The sequence below is a fragment of the Mesorhizobium sp. WSM2561 genome, from assembly GCF_000513915.1.
GTDB lineage: Bacteria > Pseudomonadota > Alphaproteobacteria > Rhizobiales > Rhizobiaceae > Mesorhizobium > Mesorhizobium muleiense.
On record NZ_AZUX01000014.1, the window covers coordinates 105,411 to 129,961 of the forward strand.

At 61.5% G+C, this 24,551-nt stretch carries 21 protein-coding genes; 3 read left to right on the forward strand and 18 right to left on the reverse strand.

The window, feature by feature from the left end:
* Window positions 1–16: 16 nt before the first annotated feature.
* The 8 genes from M727_RS0113235 to M727_RS0113275 form a co-directional block, all read right to left on the reverse strand.
* Window positions 17–769, reverse strand: a complete 753-nt coding sequence (locus M727_RS0113235) for an SDR family oxidoreductase (protein ID WP_027153080.1) — start codon at window positions 767–769, stop codon at window positions 17–19.
* Window positions 770–872: 103 nt separating this feature from the next.
* A complete protein-coding gene (locus M727_RS0113240; protein WP_027153081.1) occupies window positions 873–3,125 on the reverse strand; it encodes a transglycosylase domain-containing protein in 2,253 nt (750 codons plus the stop codon).
* A 450-nt stretch (window positions 3,126–3,575) separates the two neighbouring features.
* Complete coding sequence (locus M727_RS0113250; protein ID WP_027153082.1) at window positions 3,576–3,965, reverse strand: hypothetical protein; 390 nt, start codon at window positions 3,963–3,965, stop codon at window positions 3,576–3,578.
* A 204-nt stretch (window positions 3,966–4,169) separates the two neighbouring features.
* The gene (locus M727_RS39925; RefSeq protein WP_027153083.1) at window positions 4,170–4,316 is read right to left on the reverse strand and encodes a hypothetical protein; all 147 of its coding nucleotides are present in this window, start codon (window positions 4,314–4,316) and stop codon (window positions 4,170–4,172) included.
* Window positions 4,317–4,343: 27 nt separating this feature from the next.
* On the reverse strand, window positions 4,344–4,598 hold the full coding sequence (locus M727_RS0113260) for a GlsB/YeaQ/YmgE family stress response membrane protein (RefSeq protein ID WP_027153084.1): 255 nt from the start codon (window positions 4,596–4,598) through the stop codon (window positions 4,344–4,346).
* Window positions 4,599–4,706: 108 nt separating this feature from the next.
* On the reverse strand, window positions 4,707–4,955 hold the full coding sequence (locus M727_RS0113265) for a hypothetical protein (protein WP_027153085.1): 249 nt from the start codon (window positions 4,953–4,955) through the stop codon (window positions 4,707–4,709).
* 51 nt (window positions 4,956–5,006) lie between these two features.
* The gene (locus tag M727_RS0113270; protein WP_027153086.1) at window positions 5,007–5,627 is read right to left on the reverse strand and encodes a ribonuclease D; all 621 of its coding nucleotides are present in this window, start codon (window positions 5,625–5,627) and stop codon (window positions 5,007–5,009) included.
* A 117-nt stretch (window positions 5,628–5,744) separates the two neighbouring features.
* Complete coding sequence (locus M727_RS0113275; RefSeq protein ID WP_027153087.1) at window positions 5,745–7,130, reverse strand: M20/M25/M40 family metallo-hydrolase; 1,386 nt, start codon at window positions 7,128–7,130, stop codon at window positions 5,745–5,747.
* A gap of 404 nt (window positions 7,131–7,534) precedes the next feature.
* Between M727_RS0113275 and polA the strand changes: the two genes are divergently transcribed.
* Window positions 7,535–10,501 (forward strand): DNA polymerase I, encoded by a 2,967-nt coding sequence (gene polA, locus M727_RS0113280; protein WP_027153088.1) that lies wholly within the window; start codon window positions 7,535–7,537, stop codon window positions 10,499–10,501.
* Window positions 10,502–10,699: 198 nt separating this feature from the next.
* On the opposite strand, the gene M727_RS0113285 is transcribed toward polA, so the two are convergent.
* The 8 genes from M727_RS0113285 to M727_RS0113320 all read right to left on the reverse strand — a co-directional run bounded on the left by M727_RS0113285 (window position 10,700) and on the right by M727_RS0113320 (window position 18,683).
* Entirely contained in the window at window positions 10,700–11,104 is a 405-nt protein-coding gene (locus M727_RS0113285; RefSeq protein ID WP_023797411.1) for a Fur family transcriptional regulator, read from the reverse strand.
* Window positions 11,105–11,288: 184 nt separating this feature from the next.
* Window positions 11,289–12,335, reverse strand: a complete 1,047-nt coding sequence (gene mgrA, locus M727_RS0113290) for an L-glyceraldehyde 3-phosphate reductase (protein ID WP_027153089.1) — start codon at window positions 12,333–12,335, stop codon at window positions 11,289–11,291.
* Window positions 12,336–12,460: 125 nt separating this feature from the next.
* Window positions 12,461–13,603 carry a Gfo/Idh/MocA family oxidoreductase gene (locus M727_RS0113295; protein ID WP_027153090.1) on the reverse strand — a complete coding sequence of 381 codons (1,143 nt, stop codon included), beginning with the start codon at window positions 13,601–13,603 and terminating at the stop codon, window positions 12,461–12,463.
* Window positions 13,604–13,615: 12 nt separating this feature from the next.
* Window positions 13,616–14,362, reverse strand: coding sequence for a sugar phosphate isomerase/epimerase (locus M727_RS0113300; protein ID WP_027153091.1), 747 nt, complete (start codon window positions 14,360–14,362; stop codon window positions 13,616–13,618).
* Between the two features lie 55 nt (window positions 14,363–14,417).
* A complete protein-coding gene (locus M727_RS0113305) occupies window positions 14,418–15,515 on the reverse strand; it encodes an ABC transporter ATP-binding protein (RefSeq protein ID WP_027153092.1) in 1,098 nt (365 codons plus the stop codon).
* 2 nt (window positions 15,516–15,517) lie between these two features.
* Window positions 15,518–16,411, reverse strand: a complete 894-nt coding sequence (locus M727_RS0113310; RefSeq protein WP_245268608.1) for a carbohydrate ABC transporter permease — start codon at window positions 16,409–16,411, stop codon at window positions 15,518–15,520.
* A gap of 34 nt (window positions 16,412–16,445) precedes the next feature.
* Window positions 16,446–17,339: a sugar ABC transporter permease gene (locus M727_RS0113315; protein WP_027153094.1), complete on the reverse strand. Its 894-nt coding sequence runs from the start codon at window positions 17,337–17,339 to the stop codon at window positions 16,446–16,448.
* A 111-nt stretch (window positions 17,340–17,450) separates the two neighbouring features.
* Window positions 17,451–18,683 carry an ABC transporter substrate-binding protein gene (locus M727_RS0113320; RefSeq protein WP_027153095.1) on the reverse strand — a complete coding sequence of 411 codons (1,233 nt, stop codon included), beginning with the start codon at window positions 18,681–18,683 and terminating at the stop codon, window positions 17,451–17,453.
* A gap of 122 nt (window positions 18,684–18,805) precedes the next feature.
* Between M727_RS0113320 and M727_RS41475 the strand changes: the two genes are divergently transcribed.
* Complete coding sequence (locus tag M727_RS41475; RefSeq protein ID WP_156941528.1) at window positions 18,806–18,973, forward strand: hypothetical protein; 168 nt, start codon at window positions 18,806–18,808, stop codon at window positions 18,971–18,973.
* An 86-nt stretch (window positions 18,974–19,059) separates the two neighbouring features.
* A complete protein-coding gene (locus tag M727_RS0113330; protein WP_027153096.1) occupies window positions 19,060–20,103 on the forward strand; it encodes a LacI family transcriptional regulator in 1,044 nt (347 codons plus the stop codon).
* A 302-nt stretch (window positions 20,104–20,405) separates the two neighbouring features.
* On the opposite strand, the gene M727_RS0113335 is transcribed toward M727_RS0113330, so the two are convergent.
* Both M727_RS0113335 and M727_RS0113340 read right to left on the reverse strand, forming a co-directional pair.
* Window positions 20,406–21,296, reverse strand: coding sequence for a hypothetical protein (locus tag M727_RS0113335; protein WP_027153097.1), 891 nt, complete (start codon window positions 21,294–21,296; stop codon window positions 20,406–20,408).
* Window positions 21,297–21,765: 469 nt separating this feature from the next.
* Complete coding sequence (locus M727_RS0113340) at window positions 21,766–24,171, reverse strand: DUF4238 domain-containing protein (RefSeq protein WP_027153098.1); 2,406 nt, start codon at window positions 24,169–24,171, stop codon at window positions 21,766–21,768.
* Window positions 24,172–24,551 lie beyond the last annotated feature (380 nt).

The window sequence follows — 24,551 nt, forward strand, 5'->3', positions numbered from 1 at the left end:
GTAAGGGTGAAAAAGCTCACACGTGCTGGCCGCCATTGATGTGGATTTCCGAGCCCGTCACATAGGACGCCTGCTGTGAGCACAGGAAGAAGATGATGTCGGCGACTTCGGCCGTGGTTCCCAGCCGCCGCAGCGGAATCGTCTCGACGATCTTTTCCGTGCCCGGTGACAGGATCGCCGTGTCGATCTCGCCGGGTGCGATGGCGTTGACGCGGATGCCGTGCGGGCCGAAATCATGCGCCATTTCGCGCGTCAGCGAGCCGAGCGCGGCCTTCGACGTCGCATAGGCGGTGCCGGCGAAGGGGTGCACGCGGGTACCGGCGATCGAGGTGACGTTGACGATCGAGCCTTTGGCCGACGCCAATTCCCTGAACAATCCCCGCGCCAGCATGATCGGTGCGAAGAAGTTGACCTGGAACACGTCGCGCCAGACATGCATCGGCGTGTCGATCGAATTCATGCGGCTGTTGCCGTCCTTGAGCTTCGGCGAGATGCCGGCATTGTTGACCAGCGCATGGAGCTGGCCGCCATGCGCTTCCAGCCGATGGCGGATTTCCGAGATCGCGATGCCGACATCCTCCTGGTCGGCGAGATCGACCTTGATGTGGTCTTCCGGACCGGCCGGCCACGGGCAGTCTTCGGCAAAGGCCTGGCGCGAGCAGGTGATGACGCGCCAGCCTTCACGCGAAAAGCGCTTGACTGTGGCATGGCCGATGCCGCGGCTGGCGCCGGTCAGCACGATGGTCTTTCTGGTGTCGGTCTCAGCCATTCGCGATCTCTCTAGGGCGACGTGCGTCCCTTTGGACGCACAAAGTACGCTCTAGCACTTTTAAATCGCAGATGTAGCGGAACACGGCAGCGATGACGAGGGGTCAGCCGCCGGTGAGGATGTCGAGGATCGAGGTCTGCCGCTTCTTGACCGGGCCGCCGACATCGGCGGGCGGCACCGGGCGCTTGATCGATGCGGTGGTGCCGCCACCGCCCGGCATGCCGAAGCCGCCGGCATCGACCGTTTCGGCGGGACGCACGGCGCGAGGCGGCGACGCTTTTTGAGCGGACGGCGCGGATTGGCTGACCGAAGCGGACGGCACCGGCGCCGGTTGCGCCGTGTTGGGCGGTAATTCGTCCTGCACGATCGTATCGGCAGGCGTCGACCTCCATGTTCCAGGCAGCGGCCGCACCGGCACGCCTTCGTGCGCGGCGACCATGAACTCATGCCAGGCCTGCGCTGGCAGCGCGCCGCCGGTAACCTTCTTCATCGGACCGCCGTCGTCATTGCCGAACCAGACTCCGGTGGTGAGATTGGCGGTATAGCCGATGAACCAGGCGTCGCGCGAATTCTGGCTGGTGCCGGTCTTGCCGGCGGCCGGCCAGGCAAAGGCCGCCTTCCTGGCAGTGCCGATTTCAACTGTGCCCATCATCATAGAGTTCATCATGCCGACGATCTCGGGCTTGATGACGCGCGGGGCGCCGCCATTGTTGTCGTAGAGCACCTTGCCGCCGGCTGTCGTCACCCGGCGGATGAAATGGACATCCGGCCGGTAGCCGCCATTGGCGAAGGGGACATAGGCCGACGTCAGTTCCAGCGGTGTCACTTCGGAGGTGCCGAGCGCGATCGAGGTGTTGGCCGTGAGGTCGGACTGGACACCCATGCGATGCGCCGCCTCGACGACCGCGTCAGGCCCGACTTCCATGGTCAGCTGGGCGGCCACCGAGTTCAGCGACTTCGCCAGCGCCGTCGCCAACGTCACCTTGCCGAAATACTTGCCGCCGTAGTTGGTGGGTGTCCATTTGCCAATTTTGATCGGCGCGTCATTGCGCACGCTGTCGGGCGTGCGGCCGGCTTCCAGCGCCGCCATGTAAACAAAGGGCTTGAACGCCGAGCCGGGCTGGCGGCGCGCCTCCGAGGCGCGATCGAACTGGCTGGTCGAATAATCATAGCCGCCGACCATGGCGCGTACCGCGCCGGAATTGTCGATCGACACCAGCACGCCCTGGCTGGCATTGAGCTTTTTGCCGCTGCCGTCGATCAGTCGGCGGATCGATTGTTCGGCGAGCTTCTGCAGCGTCAGGTCGACGGTGGCGTCGACGATGATGTCGCCGCGCACGTCGCCGATCAGGTCGGGAAGTTCTTCCACGATGGCGTCGGCGACGTAGTTTTCCGAGCCCGTCCAGTAGGATGCCACCCGCGACGCCGGCGCGCTCATCGCCGTGGTCAGTTCCTTGGCGCTGATCTTGCCTTCGTCGCGCATGGCGGCGAGAACAAGCTGCGAGCGCTGCTCGGCGGCCTTCGGGTCACGCGCCGGAGACAGTCGCGACGGCGCTTTCAACAGGCCGGCGAGGAGCGCGGCCTCCGGCAACGTGACGTCGCGCGCGCTCTTGCCGAAATAGCGGCGCGAGGCCGCTTCGACACCATAGGCGCCGGAGCCGAAATAGACCCGGTTGAGATACATTTCGAGGATCTGGTCCTTGGTGTGCTTGTGCTCGAGCCACAGCGCCAGAAGCACTTCCTGCACCTTGCGTTCCAGCGTGCGATCGGGTGTCAGGAACAGGTTTTTCGCCAATTGCTGGGTCAGCGTCGAGCCGCCCTGCGAAAAACGCCCGCCGACAACGTTGGCCACCATGGCTCTGGACAGACCGATCGGGTCGATGCCCAAATGCGAATAGAAGCGGCGATCTTCGATGGCGATGACGGCCTCGGGAATATAGGTCGACATTTCATGCAGGCCGACGGCTTCGCCGCCGCTCATGCCGCGATTGGCGAGCAGTTTTCCGTCGACCGAGACGATCCTGATATTGGGCGCGCGGTCGGGGATGGCCCAGGTGGTGGCCGCCGGCATTTTCGCGCCGTAATAGACGACGATGCCGGCGGCGGCGATGCCGCCCCAGATGGCCAGCACGAAGCACCAGTAGGCCAGCCGGCCGAGCACGCCGAACAGGCCGCGCCGGCTTTTGCCGCGCCCGCGACGCGACGCTTTTGTCCTGGCCGATTGGCGCTTTGCAGAGGTGTTGCGGTTGCTCGGCACGACGCGATCCTCCTCGCTCACCGAAAAACCGGCCGAGGATTTCGCCCGCGGCGGTCCCTCGAAGCTCGGTTCGATGCGGCTGTCTCTGCGGTTCGCCATGCGCTGTGCTGTCTGTCCCGATGCCTATCGCATCGGCCCGAACTCGCAATTTTCGGGCCGATGCGAAGCTTCAAAGTCGTAGAGCGCACTCTGTGCGTCCGAACGGACGCACGTCGCTCCATGGCGTTCCGGGTGAAGAGTAGATGCGGCGATTTAAGGGCGGGTTAAATGGTTCAAAGTTAATTCAATGCGTTACGGCACGTCACCGCTCCGTTCCTTGCTCCTGGCGGTCGGCAACAATGGCGTCTATCGCGAGACGGCGGAGCGTTCTCGCATTTCGGCATCAACTGCCCAGCCGCAGTCGTTCGGCGCGGACCGCCCATAGCAAGGTTGCCGCAATCTATGCTCGTCATTAGAGCGCGATCGGTAAAGTGCGTTCGATCGCGCTCTAAACCATCGAATCTACGCATGACCTTGTCACCAAAGTCACGCGCACTGGGGGATCATGCGTTAGCCAATCGCAGCACGAACGGAAAGCGCTGCCCAGGATGATTGCATCGTCTCGCCCACATGGCAGTAGCAGACAATTTCGTGGAGCTCATTGTCGGTCAATTCGAAGAAACGCTTTGCTTCGCCATAAGTATCGTCTTTCAGCCCCTCATCGCGCAGGATCGAATCCTCGAAGGCAACCGAGATTGGCGAGCCTTCGCTACGCATAATTTCGCGCTCGGGTGACGAACGATATTCGGTCCCGATAAGTGCGGTGAGGAGTCGGTTGGGCTGCCGTTCAAGAAGTTTTGACCAACGTTCGAGACGCTGGGTTCGGTCCATTGCAGGAGGTGTTGGGTCTCTGTGTACCTTTGCCACCGTATGCAGTTGGTCCAGTGTTTGGTGCCTCATGGCAACCTCCTAATAGTAGGTGGGTTGGCCCCAAACTCCCTGTACCAAGATCATACCGCGAATGTGTCGATACGTCACTCTCATTCCATGTCCAGCTTGGCTTCTCTTCGGGTGCATCGAAGGATGGAGCGGCCCCTGCCTTATCGTCAATTTTCGGCCTGATGGGGGTCATCGGCTCGTTTGCCGCGCCAATCCAACACCCGCTCAATTCCGCTGGATCGATATTCCCTTGTCGTCGATCTTGAGTTCCACGCCCTCCGGCCTGGTTTGCTCGCGATAGACATAGATGCCGAGCGCGATGACCACGACGACGAGCGCGCCGATGACGAGATAGAGCATGTTCTGTTTCATGGCGCGCCCTTGATGTGCTTCGCAGGATCAGGCCTGCTTCACCAGCTTGATCAGCACGAGCAAGATCACCGCGCCGATCGTGGCGTGGATAATGGAGGCAAGTATGCCACCGCCTATGGCGAATCCTAGCCTTGGGAAGAGCAAGCCGGCTATCAAGGCGCCGACGATGCCGACGACGATATTGCCGATCAGGCCGAGGCCGAAACCCTTGACGATCAAGCCGGCGAGCCAGCCGGCGATGGCGCCGATGATAATGAAGAGAAGCAGGCTCTCAGTACCCATTGCACATCCCTCCCGAGCGAATGGTCGCGGAGCAGAAAGCTCCGAATCGACCTCCGATTGGAACAGGTCCAACCTATTGGAAAGAAGCCGGCGCCGCCAGCGGCGTCATTATTCGCCGTCTTCATCCGCGGATACAGGCCGCCAGCTGACCGGATCGATCTTTCTTTGCGTATGACCGTCCGTATAGGCCCACCAGCCGGTGTCGTTCTCGTCCCAGTCGCCGCCGGCCGCTTTCAGCCGGTCGAGCGACCTGTACTGCGCGATGGATTCGTTCATCACCCCGTCCCTGTCCTTCCAGTAGACGGTGACCTTGGAGCCATCCCTGGGTGCTGTTTCGATTGGTTTTCTGGCAGTCATTTCATCCCCTCCATCGATCGATAGAACGTCGAGGCGAACACCTGGTTCCACTTAGCTGTGGGCGAAGATGTCTGCCTCATCCCAGCCCATCAGGTCGAGTTTCGCACGCGTCGGCAGGAAGCGGAAGCAGGCCTCGGCCTCCTTGGTCCGGTTGTCGCGCGCCAGCCGCATCGTCAGCACATCGCGCAGCTGGTGCAGATAGAGCACGTCGGAGGCTGCATATTCGAGTTGTTCGGGCGACAGCGTCTCCGCCGCCCAGTCCGACGATTGCTGCGCCTTCGACAGGCCGACGCCGAGAAGCTCAAAGCAGATATCCTTCAGCCCGTGCCGGTCGGTGTAGGTTCGGGTCAGCCGCGAGGCGATCTTGGTGCAAAACACCGGCTCCGGCATGACGCCGAAGGCGTGGTAGAGGACGGCGAGATCGAAGCGGCCGAAATGGAACAGCTTGGTTATGCTGCGGTTCCTGAGCAGGCTGACGAGGTTTGGCGCCTTCTTCTGGCCGGGCGCGATCTGGATGACGTCGGCGGAACCGTCGCCCGGCGAGATCTGCACCACGCAAAGCCGGTCGCGATGCGGGTTCAGCCCCAGCGTCTCCGTGTCGATGGCGACCGCCCCGACGTCGTAGTGCAGGAGCCCCGGCAGGTCGTTCTTGTGGAAGCGGATATCGCTCATCGTCTTCTCCGGTCGCGGCCCATGCGTACTTCGTGCGTCCAACTGGACGCACGTCGCTCTAGCCCGTCCTCGCCGCGATCCGCTTAAAAATCAACAGAAAGTTGAAGTCTCGCCCTCTCAGCGTGTCAGCGCGTCGAGAATGCGCGCCCACGAGCGCTGGCCCTTGTGGAAGGAACTCATCTCGTATTTCTCGTTCGGCGAATGGATGCGGTCATCGTCGAGCCCGAAACCGACCAGCAAGGATTCGATGCCGAGATAAGTCTGGAAATCGCCGACCACCGGGATCGAGCCGCCGCTTCCCGTGGTCACCGCCGGCTTCGGCCACTCGTCGGACAGCGCGTCCTTGGCCTTGGCGAGAAATGGCGAGTCGTAGGAAAGCTGGATCGCCGGCGAGCCGCCATGCGGGTGGAAATCGACTGAGCAGTCGGCCGGGATGCGCTCCCTGACGAAGGCCTGGAAAGCGGCGCGGATCTTTTCCGGATCCTGCTTGTGGACGAGGCGGAAAGACACTTTTGCCGAGGCTTCCGCCGCGATCACCGTCTTGAACCCTTTGCCGGTATAGCCACCTATAATGCCGTTGAACTCGGCAGTCGGCCGCGCCCAGGTGAGTTCGAGCACCGAGCGGCCGTGTTCGCCGGAAGGGATCGACAGGCCGACGGGCCCAAGGAACGTCTCAGCGGTCTCGCCGAGCGCCTCCCACGACTTCAGGATCTGCGAAGGCGTCTCCTCGACACCGTCATAGAAACCGGGAATGGTGACGCGGCCGTCCTTGTCGTGGATGTCGGCCAGGATCCTGGCCAGGATGCGAACCGGATTGGCGGCAGCACCGCCGTAGAGACCGGAATGCAGGTCGCGGTCGGCGGCTTTCACCGTGATCTCCTCGCCCACCAACCCGCGCAGCGCGACGCAGATGGACGGTGTTTCGCGGTCCCACATGCCGGTGTCGCAGACAAGCGCGAAATCGGCCTTGAGTTCGGCCGCATTTGCCTCGAGGAACGGCTTCAGCGATGGCGAGCCGGACTCCTCCTCGCCCTCGAACAGAATTGTGATGCGGCACGGCAGCCCGCCATGCACCTGCTTCCAGGCGCGGCAAGCCTCGACGAAGGTCATCAACTGCCCCTTGTCGTCGGCCGAACCACGTCCCGCGATCACCTGGCGGCCGGGCTCGATCTGCTTTACCGAAGGCGCGAACGGATCGCTTTCCCAAAGCTCGATCGGGTCGACCGGCTGCACGTCGTAATGGCCATAGAACAGGACATGCGGCGCGCCCGCCGGCCCGTCATGGTGCGCCACCACCATCGGATGGCCTGGCGTGTCTCGCACGCTTGCGTCGAAGCCGATCAGTCTGAGCTCAGCCACCGACCATTCTGCCGCCTTGCGGCAGTCTGCGGCATAGAATGGATCGGTGGAGATCGACTTGATCCTGAGCAGGCCAAACAGGCGCTCCAGGCTCTCGTCGAGATTTTTGTCGAGGCGGTCGAGGACGGGAGAAATTCTGGACATTTTTATCAAGCCTTTCGATTCTGAGCGGCAACCCTAAAGCTGCGCGGCAGAAACGAAAAGCCGGCGGTCGTTGGACCACGGGCTTCAAACGGCAAAAAAATGCCGCCGTGGTGGAGGGGGAACCACGGCGGCCTTTACTCGAAACGATGCGGCAGCCCGGAGAGGGGGGATAGGCTGCCGCAAGTGTCCGGGATAGGCGGGGGACGGGCCTTGCTCCGGACCTCGGCGAAAAATGCCGATGGCGTTTATCTGTGTCTCCGAACGTGGCGATTCAAGGGCACGAAGATTACACTTTCGTAACATAGCCGTGATCGGATCGACGTGTCAGGGATGTTGCCGGAACCGGTGGTTGAGGCCGCCTTTGGCATGGACCACGACGCCGCGCCGCGCTATCCCTTCGTCCCATGAAAAAAGGCGATCATCTCTTCCTTGTCGACGGCTCCGGCTACATCTTCCGTGCCTATCACGCGCTACCGCCACTGACCCGCAAATCCGATGGGCTGCCGACCAGTGCCGTGCTCGGCTTCTGCAACATGGTGTGGAAGCTGACGCAGGACGCCCGCAACACCGATGTCGGCATCGTGCCGACGCATTTCGCCGTCATCTTCGACTATTCGTCGAAAACCTTCCGCAACGATCTCTACCCCGAATACAAGGCCAACCGCTCGGCACCGCCGGAAGATCTGATCCCGCAGTTCGGCCTGATCCGCCAGGCGACCAGGGCCTTCAACCTGCCCTGCATCGAGACAGAAGGCTATGAGGCCGACGACCTGATTGCCAGCTATTGCCGGCTTGCCTGCGAAGCCGGCGCCGACACCACCATCATCTCCTCCGACAAGGATCTGATGCAGCTGGTCGGCCCTTCGGTCGCCATGTACGACCCGATGAAGGACCGCCAGATCGGCGTTCCCGAGGTGATCGAGAAATGGGGCGTGCCGCCGGAAAAAATGATCGACCTGCAGGCGCTGACCGGCGATTCGGTCGACAATGTGCCGGGCGTGCCCGGCATCGGGCCGAAGACGGCGGCGCAATTGCTGGAACAGTTCGGCGATCTCGATACGCTGCTCGCCCGTGCCACCGAGATCAAGCAGGACAAGCGCCGCGAATCGATCATCGCCAATGCCGACAAGGCGCGCATCTCGCGTGAACTGGTGACGCTGAAGAACGACGTGCCGTTGAACGGCGGGCTCGATGATTTCGTGTTGCACCCGCCCGACGGACCCAGGCTGATCGGCTTCCTCAAGACGATGGAATTCTCCTCGCTGACCCGCCGCGTGGCGGAAGCGACCGGAACGGAAGCGGCTGACGTCAAACCCGTTCCCGTCATTGTCGAGCGCGCCGACACCGCGCATGGTCCCGATATGGGGTTTGGCGTGCCGGGCGCCGCCGAAAGCGCGGCAGGCACAGTGACAGACGAAGCCGGGGAAGCGGTGCCGGCCACCATCAAGGTGGAACCCAAGCAAGGCGACACCCCCTCGCTTCTGTCGGCGCTTCGCTTCGAGGACGCCACTGCCAGCAAGATCGACACCAGCGCCTACGTCGCCATCCGCGACACTGAAGTGTTGAAGGCATGGGTGGCCGTGGCGATGGAGGCCGGCATCGTCGGCTTCGACACCGAGACCAATTCAGCCGATCCGATGCAGGCCGAGTTGATCGGCCTGTCCATAGCCACTGCGCCCGGTCGCGCCGCCTATGTGCCGCTCGCCCACAAACGCGGCAATGGCGACCTGCTCGGCGGCGGAGTGGTCGAAAACCAGATTCCGATCCGTGAGGCGCTTGCCATCCTGAAGCCGTTGCTGGAGGACAGGTCGGTTCTCAAGATCGTTCAGGAGCTGAAATACGACATCGTCGTCATGAGCCGCCACGGCATCGATATCGCCCCCTTCGACGACACCATGCTGATTTCCTACGTGCTCGACGCAGGCACGTCCGGCGGCCACAGCATGGCGGCTCTGTCGGAAAAGTGGCTCGGCCACTCGACCATTGCCCTCAAGGAACTGGCCGGCTCTGGAAGAAGCTTCGTCGGCTTCGACCAGGTCGACATCGACAAGGCAACGGCCTATGCCGCGGAGCACGCCGATGTGACGCTCAGGCTCTGGCGGGTGCTGAAGCCGCGGCTTGCCGCCAAGGGCCTCGTCTCGGTCTACGAGCGGCTGGAACGGCCTCTGGTGCCGGTTCTGGCAAGGATGGAGCAGCGCGGCATCTCCGTCGACCGGCAGATCCTGTCGCGGCTCTCCGGCGAATTGGCACAGGGCGCCGCGCGGCTGGAGGACGAGATCTACCAACTCGTCGGTGAGCGCATCAATATCGGCTCGCCAAAACAGCTCGGCGATATCCTGTTCGGCAGGATGGGCCTGCCCGGCGGCTCCAAGACCAAGACCGGCCAATGGTCGACCTCGGCCCAGCTCCTGGAAGACCTCGCCGCAGAGGGACACGAGCTGCCGCGCAAGATCGTCGACTGGCGCCAGCTGACCAAATTGAAATCGACCTATACCGATGCGCTGCCCGGTTTCGTCCATCCCGATACGAAGCGCGTCCACACCTCATACGCGCTTGCCGCAACGACGACGGGCCGGCTGTCGTCCTCCGATCCCAATTTGCAGAACATTCCGGTACGCACCGTCGAGGGGCGAAAGATCCGGACGGCGTTCATCGCCGACAAGGGCAACAAGCTGGTTTCCGCCGACTACAGCCAGATCGAGCTGCGCGTGCTCGCCCATGTCGCCGAGATCCCGCAGCTCAAGCAGGCGTTTGCCGACGGCGCCGACATCCACGCCATCACCGCCTCGGAGATGTTCAACGTGCCGGTCGAGGGCATGCCCTCGGAGGTACGCCGCCGCGCCAAGGCGATCAATTTTGGCATCATCTACGGCATTTCCGCCTTTGGCCTAGCCAACCAGCTGTCGATCCCGCGCGAAGAGGCCGGCGCCTACATCAAGAAATACTTCGAACGCTTCCCCGGCATCCGCGATTATATCGACGCGACCAAGGCCTATGCCCGCGAATACGGCTATGTCGAAACGATCTTCGGCCGCCGCATCCACTACCCGGAGATACGGTCGTCAAACCCGTCAGTCCGTGCCTTCAACGAGCGCGCCTCGATCAACGCCCGGCTGCAGGGCACCGCGGCCGACATCATCCGCCGCGCCATGATACGCATGGACGAAGCGCTGGAAAAGGCGAAGCTTTCCGCCCGCATGCTGCTGCAAGTGCATGACGAACTGGTCTTCGAGACGGCCGAAGCCGAGGTCGAGGCGACAATCCCCGTCGTGCGTCATGTGATGGAGAACGCCGCGATGCCGGCGGTGTCGATGTCCGTGCCGCTGCACGTCGACGCCCGCGCCGCCGACAATTGGGAAGAGGCGCATTGAACATTCATCGCCTTCGTCATCCCAGGGCGAAGCAAGGAGCGAAGCGACGCGGCGCAGACCCTGGGATCCATGCCGTGACGCCAAAGCGCAGCGGCGGCGGAGATAATTTCTGCGGCGCTGCAAGTGCCGGAAACGTAACGGAATGGATCCTAGGGTCTTCGCTCCGCTTTGCGTCGGTCGCCCTAGGATGACGAAGAGCTAAGCCGCCTCGGCCAGGCATTTGGCACACGTCCCGCGGAACTCGATCACCGCCTTCTTGGCGGCAAAACCGGTCGAGCGTACCCATTCGTCGAGCCGGTGTCCGACATCATGGTCGGAAAATTCGGTCACCTGCCCGCATGTGTCGCAGATGGCAAAGGCGGTCATCGAATGGCTGTGGTCGTGCGGCTCGGCGCAGGCGACAAAGGAATTGAGGCTTTCGAGCCGGTGCACGAAGCCGGATTTCACCAGCGTGTCGAGCGCGCGATAGACCTGCAGCGGTGCACGAAAACCCCGATCGCGCAGCTGGTCGAGCAACGTATAGGCGCTGAGCGGCCCGCTGGCGGCCTCGAGTTTCTCGAGCACGCACAACTGGTTTTTCGTCAGCACATCCCTTGCCGCCATGATCCTGTTTCCAACCCGTTTTGCGCCGCTCGCACGTCATTTCCGCATGCAAGCGGCTTCAGTTCTCTCCAGATAGCGACGAACCAGCCTCTTTGCTACTGTTTCTGTGTCGGCATGGCCCAGAAGCCGGCCAACTCCGAGGCATTGTTTGGCTATGCCAATCGATGCAAACCTGAAGTGATTGTCACTTCCGTGGCGGACCCTTGCGCTCGGCGGAGGCGGCCCACAGATTGATGTCGGCCTCGCGCGCGTAGGTGTCGATTTCGGCGAGTTCGGCATCGCTGAAATCGAGCGCCTTCAGCGCGCCGACGCAATCCTCGACCTGTTCCGGCCGGCTCGCGCCGATCAGCGCCGAGGTCACCCGGCCCTTGCGCAGCACCCAGGCCAGCGCCATCTGCGCCAGCGTCTGGCCGCGTCGGCCGGCGATGGCGTTCAGCGCCTTGATGTTGGCGATGGTCTTGTCGTTGATGAAGGCCGGCCGCAGCGACTTGCCTTGGCTGGCGCGGCTGCCCTCAGGGATGCCGCCGAGATATTTGTCGGTCAGCATGCCTTGCGCCAGCGGCGTGAACACGATCGAGCCGACGCCGAGCCCCTCCAGCGTGTCGAGCAGACCGTCGTCCTCGACCCAGCGGTTGAGCATCGAATAGCTCGGCTGATGGATGATGCAGGGCGTGCCGAGCTGCTTCAATATGTCGGCGGCCTCGCGCGTGCGCTGCGAATTGTAGGAGGAGATGCCGGCATAAAGCGCCTTGCCCGAGCGCACCGCGTGATCGAGCGCGCCCATCGTTTCTTCCAGCGGCGTTTCTGGATCGAAACGGTGCGAATAGAAGATGTCGACATAGTCGAGGCCCATCCGCTTCAGGCTCTGGTCGAGGCTGGCCAGCACATATTTGCGCCCGCCCCACTCGCCATAGGGTCCGGCCCACATCTCATACCCGGCCTTGGTCGAGATGATCAACTCGTCACGAAAAGCGGAGAAATCCGTCCGCAGGATTTCGCCGAAAGCCATCTCCGCCGAACCGGGCGGCGGGCCGTAATTGTTGGCGAGGTCGAAATGCGTGATGCCGAGATCGAAGGCCTTGCGCGCGATCGCCTGCTTGGTCCGGTGCGGCGTGTCGTCACCGAAATTGTGCCAGAGCCCGAGCGAGATCGCTGGCAATTTCAGGCCGGATCGCCCGCAGCGATTGTAGACCATGTTCTCGTAACGGTTTTCGGCGGGCACATAGGGCATGGAATATCCTCAAATCAAAAGCGAGCCCGGCAGTTGCCACCGCGAAAAAAGGGTGAGTCGGCTCTGCCTCTCACCCTTAGCCTCTCGCCGTTCCTATGGGGAGAGGGATCGCTGAAGCGCTTGCGTTACTTCTTCTTCGCCAAGAGCCCTTCCGCATCCTTGACGCCCAGTGCCGCAGGCCGTTCGCAGGTGGTCTGCATGGCAACGAACTTTCCGCTCGCGCCCGACCGCAACATGCCGGTCATCACATCGACGGCATGCAGCGCCAGTTCCATCGAGCAGCGATGCGGCCGTCCTTCCGTGATAGCCAGCGCCATGTCGGCGAGACCGGCGGTGCGGTAGTTGGCCATCATGCCGTGCGAATGCATCTGGTTGGCCACGCCGAACGGATGCTTCCACTTTGGCAGCTTCTTGACCGGCTTGGCGGCATCGGTGAAGCGAACGTCGCCACCGAAGAAATTCGGATCCGGCAAAAACACCGTGCCCAATTCGCCGTAGAGTTCCATCGGCGCATGGCCATGGCTCCACACGTCCCAGCTGGTATTGAGCGTCACCACGGCGCCATTCTCGAACTCCATCACGCCGTGGATCGTCGTCGGCGTGGCGACCAGGACTTTTTCGCCGGCGCGAGGCTTGGACGAGATCGTACGCTCCGTCTTCGGGATCGAAGCGAAGGCTGCCACCTGCTTCACCGGCCCGATCAGCTGGATCAGGTTGGTGATATAGTAGGGTCCGATGTCGAGCACCGGCCCAGCGCCAGGCTGGAAGAAGAAGTCCGGATTGGGGTGCCAATGCTCCATCCCATGGTTCATCACATGGCATGTGCCGCTGGTGATCTTGCCGAGCTTGCCACCGTCGATGAGGTTGCGGACGAGCTGGTGCGCGCCACCGAGGAAAGTGTCCGGCGCCGAGCCGATGCGCAGTCCGTCTTTCTCCGCCAGTTTCTTCAGGTCCAGCCCTTCCTTGACCGACAGCACGAACGGCTTTTCCGAATAGACGTGCTTGCCGGCATCGAGGATCTGTTTCGACACCTCATAGTGCACCGCCGGAACGGTGAGGTTGACGATGATGTCGATGTCGTCGGCCTTGAGCAGACCCTCGACTGTCTCGGCGCGCAGCTTGAACTCCTTCGCCCGCGCCTTGGCTGCATCCGTGTTGATATCCGCGCAGGCGCGCATCTCGATGCCGCGAAACAGCGGCGCAAACGAGAAATACGCCTTCGAGATGTTGCCGCAGCCGATGACGCCGACCCCAAGTTTTTTTGCCATGCTGGTTTGCTCCTAATAGGTCTTGGCGGCTGCGATCGAGCGGCGGGCGAAGCGCTCGATGTCGTTGGGGTTGTCGTGTTCCATGACGTAGTATTTGGCGGCGCTCTTGGCGCGCAGCGCCTGGATCAGACCGGCCCAGTCGATCGTGCCGTGGCCCACATCCGACCAGCCGTCCTCGTCGAGGCCCTCGCCGGGCTTGGCGACGTCCTTGACATGGACGGCGGCGATGCGTTTGCCATGCTTCTCGATCCAGGACAGCGGATCGTCGCCGCCGCGCACCACCCAGGCGACGTCCATCTCCCAGCCGATGTCGGGCGCTGCCGCCAGGATATGGTCCTGCGGCACCGAACCGTCGGCAAGCTTCTTGAACTCGAAATCATGATTGTGCCAGGCAAAGCTGTAGCCGGCTTTGTCAGCCGTCTCGCCGACCTTGGCCAGGCGTGCGCCGAAGCCGCGCCAGCCGGCGGCGTCGGTCGGCCTGCTCTCGGCGACCAGATAGGGGCAGATGAGCAGCGTGATGCCGAGCGCGTCGGCGATTTTGCGCACGCCGTCGAAATCGTTCTCGAGCGCATCGATCGAGAAATGGCCGGTCGGCATGGCGAGGCCGTTCTTGTCGAGTTCGGCACGAAAAGCCTTGGGATCGTCATAGACGCCGCCGAACCCTTCGACTTGCGCGTAGCCAAGCTCGCCGAGCATCTTGAGCACCCCTGCCCAAGGCTGGAAGTTGCGGGCGCTGTAAAGTTGGAATGACCAATTCATCGTCTCTGTCCGTTCTCTGGGGATGGATGGGCTTGAGGGTGAAATTCTCGGGGAGTTACAGGCGGGTGCCGGTTGCGGCGTCGAACAGCGAAGCGCGCATCGGGTCAAAACCGATGCTCACGGTGTCGGCGTTGTTTGGCGTGCGCTCAGATGTCACCCGCACGGTGAAATTCTGATTTGCGAGCTTCAGCCAGACCAGCGTGTCGGAACCCATGGGTTCGACGACCACGACATTTGACGTGGCTGTGAACGGCCATCCGGAGCCGCTGTTGAACGCGACATGCTCGGGCCTGATACCGAACACCGCCGCTCCCGGCACGGGCTCCTTTTCGAAAGCGTAGGTGGCAAGCGGGATCCGCACCTCCTCGGCGACGAAGTGCCAGTTGCCATCGTCCTTCTCCAGCCTGCCGTCGAGGAAATTCATCGCCGGCGAGCCGAGGAAGCCGGCGACGAAACGGTTGACCGGGCGATTGTAGATGGTCTGTGGTGCATCGAGCTGCTGGATGACGCCGCCCTTCATCACCGCGATGCGGTCGGCCAGCGTCATCGCCTCGATCTGGTCGTGGGTGACATAGATCATGGTGTTCTGCAATTTGCTGTGCAGCAGTTTTATCTCGACGCGCAATTCGGCGCGCAGCTTGGCGTCGAGATTGGAGAGCGGCTCATCGAACAGGAAGACGTCGACGTCGCGCACCAGCGCCCGCCCGATCGCCACACGCTGGCGCTGTCCGCCCGAAAGCGCCGACGGCTTGCGTTGCAGCAGCGGCTCGATCTGCAGGATCTCGGCGGCCCTTGCTATGCGCTTGGCGATCTCGTCCCTGGAAATGCCGGCAACGCGCAGCCCGAAGGACAGGTTCTTCTCCACCGTCATCTGCGGGTAGAGCGCATAGGACTGGAACACCATGCCGATGCCACGGTCCTTGGGCTCCTCCCAGGTGACGTTCTTGCCCTTGATGAAGATGCGGCCGTCCGAAACGTCGAGCAGACCGGCGATGCAGTTGAGCAGGGTCGACTTGCCGCAGCCGGACGGCCCGAGCAGCACGATGAACTCGCCCTCGGCGACATCGATGTTGAGGGTTTCCAGCACCGAGATTGCGCCGAAATTCAGCGACAGGTCCTGGATTGAGACGCTGGGATTTTCGAGTCTTGTCATCATCATCCTTTCACCGCGCCGGCGGCGATGCCACGCACGAAAAGCTTGCCGGAAACGAAGTAGACGACGAGCGGTACCAGGCCGGTCAGGATGGTGGCGGCCATGTTCACGTTGTATTCCTTCACGCCTTGCACCGAGTTGACGATGTTGTTGAGCTGCACCGTCATCGGATAAGTGTCGGGGCGGGTGTAGACGACGCCGAACAGGAAGTCGTTCCAGATGCCGGTCACCTGCAGGATGATGGCGACGACGAAGATCGGCAGCGACATCGGCAGCATGATGCGGAAATAGATGCCCCAGAAGCCGGCGCCGTCGACGCGCGCCGCGCGGAACAGTTCCTCCGGCATGGAAGTGAAATAGTTGCGGAACAACAGCGTCAGGATCGGCATGCCGAAAATGGAATGGACGATCACCAGGCCGCTCAGGCTGCCATAGAGGCCGATCTCGCGCAGGATGATGACGATCGGATAGATCATCACCTGATAGGGGATGAAGGCGCCGACGATCAGGATCACGAAGAATGTGTCGGCGCCCTTGAAGCGCCAGTTGGCAAGCGCGTAGCCGTTCACCGAAGCGATCGCGATCGACAGGACGACCGACGGAACGGTGATGCGAACCGAATTCCAGAAGCCGCGCGAGAGCCCGTCGCAGTTGAGGCCGGTGCAGGCGCTGGACCAGGCCTTCACCCAAGGCTCGAAGGTGATCTCCAGCGGCGGCGAGAAGATGTTGCCGAGGCGTATCTCCGGCATGCCCTTGAGCGATGTCACCACCATCACATAGAGAGGCAGCAGATAATACAGCGCCACCACGATCAGCGTGCCGTAGAGGAAGATGTTGCGGCGCGAGAACACATGCCGCGGCTTCGGCCCTCGCGGCCCGGATGCCTCAAGCCCGATAGAGCCCGTACCGGCAGGCAGGGGAACGGCGAGGTCAGCCACGCTTCTTACCTCCGAATTCGAGATAGGCCCAGGGGACGATGACGACCACCACCGACAGCAGCATCATGGTCGAGGCGGCAAAACCCTGGCCGAGGTTCTGGGCGAAAAACATGTAGTCATAGACATATTTGGCCGGCACTTCGGAGGCGATGCCGGGACCGCCGCTGGTCTGGGCGACGACCAGGTCATAGACCTTGACGATGCCGGCGGCGATGATGACGAGCGCGGTGATGAAGACCGGTCGCATCATCGGGATGATGATGAACAGATAGGTCTTCAGGGTGGGTATCCCATCAACCCGCGCGGCCTTCCAGATATCCTCGTCGATGCCGCGCAGGCCCGCCAGCATCAGGCACATGATCAGCCCGGTGCCTTGCCAGAGCGCGGCGATCAAGATGCCGTAGATGACGATGTCGGAATTGTAGAGCGGATCGAAGCTGAAGCTTTCCCAGCCGAGGCCGCGCACCACCCCCTGGATTCCGAACTCCGGGTTGAGCAGCCACTGCCAGACCAGGCCGGTGACGATGAAGGAGAGCGCGAACGGGTAGAGGAAGATGGTGCGGAACGTGTCCTCGAAGCGGATCTTCTGGTCGAGCAGCGCCGCCAGCATGAAGCCGATGACCAGAGAGAACACCAGCGACAGCACACCGTAGACCAGCAGGTTTTCGATCGAGACCAGCCAGCGCGGCGTCGACCACAGCCGATAATACTGGTCGAGCCCGACGAAGTTCAGCCGCGGCAGCAGTTTTGAATTGGTGAAGGAATAGAGCACCGTCCACGCGCTGCCGCCAACGAAGATCACCAGTGCGGTGAGGACCATCGGAATAGAGGCGACCTTGGCGTTAAGGTTGCGGAAGAGTTGGTTGGGGCGTTCGCTCTTGCTCATCTGCACAGCCGGGCTGGATCGGGTAAGGCCAAAGGGTCAGGGCCAAGGGTCAAGACTTGACCCTGAGCTCCCGGCCCCGCGGCGGGCCGGGAGCGAGCGGTTCGTCGATCGTCAGTCCGCTGAGGCGACGATGTCGGCGAAGCGCTTTTGCGCCTCTTCCACGGTCATGTCAGGCTTGGCGAAGAACTCGGAGAAGAGGTCCTCCTTCTGCTTTTGGGTGTCCTGCGACAGCAGCTGGTCCGTCCAGGGCATGACGCTGCCCTTGGCCAGGATGTCGAGCCCTTTCTTCATGCAGTCGTTCGCCGCCTTGAGATCGATATCGCCGCGCACCGGCAGCGAGCCCTTCTTGAGGTTGAAGGCGACCTGCGTCTTGGGATCGAGCAGCGTTTTAGCCAGCGCTTCCTGCGCCTTGGACTTTTCCGCGTCCTGCAGCAGCGGGAAGTAGAAGGCGTCGCCGCCGGTGGCGATGACCTCGTTCAGGCCAAGGCCGGGAAGGCACGTATAGTCCTTGCCGGCGGTCTGCCCGGCAACCTGGAACTCGCCCTGCGCCCAGTCGCCCATGATCTGGCCGCCGGCCTTGCCGGAGATGACCATATTGGTAGCCTGGTTCCAGTCCTGCACATTGGTGTTCTTCGCCATCTTGCGGGCATCATCCGCGGCCTTGAACACCTTCGCGACCTCGGGCCCGGCGGCGAATTCGGCATCCTTGTCGCGATAGACCTTCAAGAAAGCGTCCGTGCCGCCGACCGCCGTAAGCAGCACGTCGAAGGTGCCCGAGGATTGCCAGGGCTGCCCGCCGAGCGCCATCGGTAAGATGCCTGCCTTCTCCAGCGCCGGGGCGGCCGCGACATATTCATTCCAATTCTTCGGCACCGGCACACCGGCCTTTTCGAAGGCCGCGTTCGACAGCCACAGCCACTGCCAGGAGTGGATGTTGACCGGCACGCAATAGATCTTGCCGTCGAGGGTACAACCGTCGAGCAGGCTCTTCGGCTGGACGATTTCCGCCCACTTGTCCCTGGTGGCGAGCTCGGTCAAATCGCGCATCAGACCGGCCTGCACCAATTCTTCCGCTTGCCTTCCGTGGTTGAACTGGGTGGCGCCCATAGGGTCGCCGCCAGTGATGCGGCTGATCATGATCGGCCGCGCCGTGCCGCCGGAGCCGGCGATGGCGCCGTCGACCCAACGATTGCCTGTCGCGTCGAACGCCTTGGCGAATTCGGCGACCGCCGCCGCCTCGCCGCCTGAAGTCCACCAATGGGTGACTTCCAGATCCGTCGCTGCCGCCGGGGCGGCGAGCGCGGTTGTCACCGCCAACGCAGCGGTCATGAATTGGTATCGCATTTCGGCTCCTCCCAGAATCTGAAACGTTACAGATTTTCGATACGGCAATTGTTGGAGGCGCGCAACCCCCGAACAGGAGCGGTTCGGCATTTTTTTCGAGCAGCGAACAAACTCGCCGCGCAATGTCCGCCTACTGCACCGCAGCAAGGCAGGCTGCACTGCAAAATGATGCTGCAATGCGTGAAATTCGGCAAAACCTTGCTCAGCGGGCAAGCCTGCCGACGCTTGCGTCGAACGAAGCGCCGCTCATCCAGGCTAGCTTTTACTGGCCGCTGCGCGATGGCAAGTGACAATCTGTAACGTTTCAGTATATAGGGTGTTCATCGCCGATTGCCGACCTGCACGGCAACTGCTATGCGCCTGACGGGCGGGATGAATGGACAGAGATCAGACGGAAAAGGACGACGAGGGCTCGGGCAGGCCGACATTGAAGACGCTTGCCTTCATGACCGGGCTGGGCGTCACCACCGTGTCGCGGGCGTTGAAGGACGCGCCCGAGATCGGCGCCGAGACCAGGCGACGCGTCCAGCTCGTCGCCAGGCAGATCGGCTACCGGCCGAACCGCGCCGGTGTGCGCCTGCGGACCGGCAAGACCAACGTCATCAGCCTCGTGCTCAACACCGAGCGCGAGATCATGAGCTTTGTCTCGGACATCATCTACGGCGTCTCGGAAGTCATCGCCGACACACCCTACCACCTGATCGTCACGCCCTATTCACGCTCGCAGGATCCCCTGGACCCGATACGCTATCTCGTGGAGACCGGCTCCGCCGACGGCGTCATCATTTCGCGCACCCAGCCGAATGACCCCAGGGCCCGTTACATGCTCGAGCGTGGCATTCCCTTCGCCACGCATGGCCGCACCGATATGGGGCTGATCCACCCCTATCATGATTTCGACAATTACGCGTTCGCGACCGAGGCTGTGCGCCACCTGGCCGGCATCGGCCGCCGCAGGCTGGCTCTGCTGGCGCCTCCAGTCGAGCTGACCTACCACAGTCATACGCTGAACGGCTTCACCGATGCGCTGAGCGAGGTCGGCGCCAGCGAGATCCCGTTCAACACCGTTTCGGTCGACCATTCGATCGAGCAGATCAGGATGAGGACCGCGCAGCTGATGCGCCGCGACGTCAGGCCGGACGGTTTCGTCAGCAGCGCCGCTGCCGCGACACTCGCCATCGTCGCCGGCATCGAGGACGTCGGCCTCAAGCTCGGCCGGGACGTCGACGTGGTATCCAAGCAGTCATCCGACCTGCTGCACCTGTTCCGCAGGGAATTGCTGGTGGTCAACGAGAACTTCCGGCTGGCCGGCGCCGAGCTCGCCCGCTCGGTGCTGGGCTGGATCGGCGGCGCAGCACCTGGCTCCTTGCAGAGCCTGAGCATGCCAACCGAGGTTCTGGCCTATCGCCGTCCCGACTAGAGCGGGATACGTTCAAATTGAACTGCGCTCCATCAATTTGTCGTAGCCGCATTGCTGCGGCGCCAAGTGCTTCCACTGGCTGCAAAATGCGCGCTGCTGACTGGCAGCCTTGGGGCCGGTTCCAGACCGTCCGCTTCAGGCACCGAGGGTGGGATAGCTGCCATTCGTCGCGAGGCACTTAGAACGCCTGCTTCCGGCCCAAGATTGACAACGGAAAATCACTGCCTCTTTGGATGCAGATGGACGTGGCGCATTCTTATCCGGAAAACAAGAATGGTCTTTCGTTCGCCGCCCACCGCGCGTCAGTTCTTGACCCCCACTCGAGCGCGCAGCGTCGCCGTGACATGATCCTCGCGCGGTTCAACGAAATCGATAGCGCCACTATTCCTCGATTGAAGGCTGATCGTCATCCAGTTCTCGCCACCTACTAGGACGCGAGTGACAAGCTCGGCGACCTGACTGGCCTGCTGAACAGTCGCCGGATCGAGTTTGAAATCGTCATCGAGCAGCGTGCGGACGTCCCATAGGGGTACGGTCCCATGGTCGACGGGGCTGCGCCGCATCGCTCCCGTAAGGATACCTCCATCGATAGCGCAGGACAGCGAAGACATCTTCAAGAAACTCAACCGATGGTCAGGACGCGCAAGATCGGCAGCAACAGTCGCGATATGCAGAGCAGCTAACCCAGCCTCGGGGGTACTCCATTGCTCAGAACGCTCGCGTAGGCGCCCGATGGTGTGATCGGAAAGGTAAACAGATGGGACGACATCAAAAGCGTCGCGCTTGCTGCGCTTCGTTGTGAAGGTGGCGCATAGCGCAGTTACTCCGCTTTCGTGCTCCAGCCCTTCAAGCGGATGGCTGCCATGCACCAGCATGCGCAGATCGAATATCGATCTCTGCCGGCTGCCTTCCGAAATTAGCGCGATGCGAAAACCACGATCAGAGGGAGAGAGGCGCTCCAGACGCGTAGCGGCGGCATCAAGAAGCTTTACCCGTCGCGGCGGCGATCCTTCATCCATGAACGCGTGACGTAGCGCTACTTGCGCATCGCGCCACGTCGTCGCCTTGCCGCCGGGATCGAGCATAGGCGCGCCTATCCTCTCTCGTCGAGCAATCTCGTAAGCCAGATTTTTCGCGTAGATGCGCGCTTCGGTACTCAGTTTGCCAGGCGACTGTCTCATGACGGCATCCATAGCGCATTCCCACCATTTGGGTATAGGCGAGCGGATCTTGGCTCGGCGGGATCGAGAGGCGACACTGCGGAGCGGGGCGGATAGCGCGCACGTCGCGCGAATAAAAACAGAGCGCCCCGACGCTGGGACGCCCTCATGTCGGCCTTCGTTGAAGCGAGTCGCCATGGGGAGTTCCTCTCGTTGAAGGAACTTCATCGTCTGATAGCAGCCTTTACCTGCTCACGGACGATGATTTACCGCAGCCCCACAACTAGGCGACCCTCCCGCGGAGCGGGTTTGTACATGAGGCGCCTTGCGCCCGGCAGCCTTGGGCCGACAGCGGCCTGACAGCTTTCGGGTAGAAAACGCCGAATTCTGCCGTTCCAAGTGGATACGGTGGGGCCAGGCCGGATGATCGCACCAGGATCAACGTCAGAGAAAGTGCCGCACCGCCTGGAGTGATTCGGGCATCGTGTGGACCGGCCACAATCTAGCGGCTGATATAGCTCGCCATCGGTACCCAAGGAAGGTGGTGCTCAGAACTGGACATCAGCAGCAACCGATTGACTGTATTGTCCTGGAAGCCATTGACCCGAAATAGACTGGTTACTTTTCCGGTGCCGTATCGGATGTCCGCCCTGTCTATGGCGCCATCTGCAACTCGCTTACCGCGTAGGAAACGTGCGGCAAGGTGCTTTTCGAAATTGGGTTTCGTCCCTCCCACCTTTCGATCTCTAATGTAGTTGAAGGCCGAGCGAAACACCGACGTGATCTCGGCAGACGCCCCGCTTGCCCCCAACGCCTCGATCGCTTGGTGGTCAACGGGAAACCGAAGAGGCGCCGCCTGAATGGCAACCTGCAAATTTTGAAGCGCCGTTTCGGTACCGATGTAGCGGCGATTGAGCGCAGCTTGCAACTCCCGCCACCTGAAGGGGCTATCGGTGAGTATCTGCGCGCCCGTCGCCTGCGCGAGATACATTGCCATCTCGAAGTTCGGCGCCATCTTCATGATTTCCAACTGACCGCCGGATCCAAGAGAGTTTTCCTGCAGAACGGCCAGAGGATCGTCCAACCTCATCTGTTCAATGAACGGCATCATCTCGTCGACGTCTATGGTCGTGTCCGGTTGCGGCATCTTTGCCAGCAGTGAGCGCAGTGCCTTTTCAGGTATTCCAAGCATCGTTCGATGCATATCTTCCTGAATGACTTTTTCCATCCTGGGGTCATCTTTGGGATCGAACCTCAGCATTTTTCGGCGCGTGCTCGCCATGCGCATCATCTGGTCGCGCAGGTGCAGGTCGAAATCACAAGGGTCCGGGATAAGGTGAACAAGACCAATTTCGACCAATGGCATAATGTTTAGGAACGTCATCAGCGACTTCAGGATCTCGCCGCGATAGGCGTGCGGATCCTCGGTTGGACGCATTTTTTTTACCAGCGAACCGGGGTTGATGAACGGGTGCTGAATTATAATTTCACCGAAATAGAGCGATGACCCCAAAGCGAATTCGGTGATGAGCTTAGGGTGCAGCGACCCGGTGTAAACCGAACGCAGCGTTCCATCGGGCTTGGGCAGCAGGGAGAGCAAATCTGTCTCGCGAGGCCAGAGAGATTCGTACATGCTGTAGACCTTCGATATCCGCTCGTCGGTCATCTCTCTACGAACGGTATTCCAGTCCTTACCTGCCATCTCAAACAGGTTGGCTACGCCGGTCAGCAGCATCAAATTTCGCTCTCTGATGCTCTTCTCCGACCAGATGGGCCGTAGGTGCGCTGGCTTAGATTTGCAGCAATCCCCGAAGGAGAAACCGGAGCCGCAGCCGCAAATGTCACGCGGTTTTAGAGGTTGAGCCCGGGCGGGCTTTATCAACCAGGGACGCGGTTTTTCCGACCTTCCAAACTGATCCTGGTAGTCGACCCGACCATCATCGTAGCCAACGTACATTTCGCCACCGAAGTGGAAGAGCCCATTTTGGGGTGGCAGAAGGGTCGTGCGCAAATCACGCCATGACTTCGTGACTGTCTTCTCCGGGTAGAGCCATTCTTCGCGACCGGCCGCGACGTGCTTCTCGGCACGGGCCTTCATGATGAAGTTGACTTCAACCACCTGCTCTTGGGTTAGTTGCCGGGTTCGGATGAAATTGATTGTTGACACCATCGCCGGGTGGAAGCGCCGGGCGAAGGTCCTCTTAACCAATGGTTCGACGCCCGGCTCTTGCGCGTATTCTAGGTTGGTCAGGATCAGGCAATGGTCGGCGCCGAGCGGGTAGACGGTCTGCGATCCCTTCAATGCGATGGAGGGATCATCAGGATATCGATTTCTGGAATCCGTCGGTGGTACGCCATGGTTGTAGATCGTGACCGGATGATCGGTGACGATGAATTTCGTGGGCGATTGCTCAGCCGATACGATCTCCCGAACCCCCGTCGTCCACGTTGTGATGTTCAGCATTTGGATGCTTTGCATCTCCTGCATTAACTCATTCTGCGATAGCTCGGGATATTGCTTGCGTAACCAGGCTAATCCCTTCGGCGTTCGCAGCATCTGGATATCGAGGTACTCGAAGAAGTTCTCGAAATTAGAATGCCACGCTGCCTGATCGGTGCCAGTGAAAGCTCGAACCGCCTCTGCCCCTCGGGCATCGATATCGCCGAACAGCTTGCGTTCGATCTCATCGTCCACGTCAGTTCCGAAGAAGGTAGAATAGAGGTCCTGCTGTACGAATGCGCGTGACGTCGGAGATCTGAACAATGAATTGCCGGGCTTGAGGCTTCCATCCCGCCTGGTGTGCATGGGCGGGGCGAGGTTTAGGTAGAAGAGAGTGTTCTTCCCGTCTGCGAAAAACCGTTCCTGATGCCATTGAGGGACGAAATGGTTCTTTCTCGTTACCGACATGAACCCTCATCGGAACAAAATTCTGGGGTTCGGGGGCAGATTGCTCCGACATCGGTCCAAAATCGTGTCGATAGATGCAAAGGGCAAGGTCCTTTCCCGCGCTTGATCAACCTCGTTCGTGCCACCCACTGATGTCTGCTGCCGGAACTAAGGCACCATTGCCGACAGCCAGTTTTCGGCCAACAAGGTGCTCAAGCGGACAGCAGTGCGACGCTGGCAGAGTGGGTCATCCTGCATTTCTGCGCCGATTCGTGAGAACAGAACAAGTCCAAACGCGCCATTTCGCCGCAGGTCCTCAGGCTTTCCACGGATAACAGCGGAGCGGGAAGATGCTGGCTTGCGGTTCGCGCAGGACACGTTCTTGCTTCGACCTTCTTTTC

Bases quoted from the DNA above. Each gene is read 5' to 3' on its own strand.
- M727_RS0113295 (WP_027153090.1), bottom strand. From the start codon at position 13,603: ATGGCAAAAAAACTTGGGGTCGGCGTCATCGGCTGCGGCAACATCTCG.
- M727_RS0113335 (WP_027153097.1), bottom strand. From the start codon at position 21,296: ATGGATGCCGTCATGAGACAGTCGCCTGGCAAACTGAGTACCGAAGCG.
- M727_RS0113275 (WP_027153087.1), bottom strand. From the start codon at position 7,130: ATGTCCAGAATTTCTCCCGTCCTCGACCGCCTCGACAAAAATCTCGAC.
- M727_RS0113240 (WP_027153081.1), bottom strand. From the start codon at position 3,125: ATGGCGAACCGCAGAGACAGCCGCATCGAACCGAGCTTCGAGGGACCG.
- M727_RS0113270 (WP_027153086.1), bottom strand. From the start codon at position 5,627: ATGAGCGATATCCGCTTCCACAAGAACGACCTGCCGGGGCTCCTGCAC.
- M727_RS0113300 (WP_027153091.1), bottom strand. From the start codon at position 14,362: ATGAATTGGTCATTCCAACTTTACAGCGCCCGCAACTTCCAGCCTTGG.
- M727_RS0113265 (WP_027153085.1), bottom strand. From the start codon at position 4,955: ATGACTGCCAGAAAACCAATCGAAACAGCACCCAGGGATGGCTCCAAG.
- M727_RS0113340 (WP_027153098.1), bottom strand. From the start codon at position 24,171: ATGTCGGTAACGAGAAAGAACCATTTCGTCCCTCAATGGCATCAGGAA.
- M727_RS0113320 (WP_027153095.1), bottom strand. From the start codon at position 18,683: ATGCGATACCAATTCATGACCGCTGCGTTGGCGGTGACAACCGCGCTC.
- polA (WP_027153088.1), top strand. From the start codon at position 7,535: ATGAAAAAAGGCGATCATCTCTTCCTTGTCGACGGCTCCGGCTACATC.
- M727_RS0113250 (WP_027153082.1), bottom strand. From the start codon at position 3,965: ATGAGGCACCAAACACTGGACCAACTGCATACGGTGGCAAAGGTACAC.
- M727_RS41475 (WP_156941528.1), top strand. From the start codon at position 18,806: ATGTCCGCCTACTGCACCGCAGCAAGGCAGGCTGCACTGCAAAATGAT.
- M727_RS0113235 (WP_027153080.1), bottom strand. From the start codon at position 769: ATGGCTGAGACCGACACCAGAAAGACCATCGTGCTGACCGGCGCCAGC.
- M727_RS0113260 (WP_027153084.1), bottom strand. From the start codon at position 4,598: ATGGGTACTGAGAGCCTGCTTCTCTTCATTATCATCGGCGCCATCGCC.
- M727_RS0113330 (WP_027153096.1), top strand. From the start codon at position 19,060: ATGGACAGAGATCAGACGGAAAAGGACGACGAGGGCTCGGGCAGGCCG.
- M727_RS0113305 (WP_027153092.1), bottom strand. From the start codon at position 15,515: ATGACAAGACTCGAAAATCCCAGCGTCTCAATCCAGGACCTGTCGCTG.
- M727_RS0113315 (WP_027153094.1), bottom strand. From the start codon at position 17,339: ATGAGCAAGAGCGAACGCCCCAACCAACTCTTCCGCAACCTTAACGCC.
- mgrA (WP_027153089.1), bottom strand. From the start codon at position 12,335: ATGCCCTATGTGCCCGCCGAAAACCGTTACGAGAACATGGTCTACAAT.
- M727_RS0113285 (WP_023797411.1), bottom strand. From the start codon at position 11,104: ATGGCGGCAAGGGATGTGCTGACGAAAAACCAGTTGTGCGTGCTCGAG.
- M727_RS39925 (WP_027153083.1), bottom strand. From the start codon at position 4,316: ATGAAACAGAACATGCTCTATCTCGTCATCGGCGCGCTCGTCGTCGTG.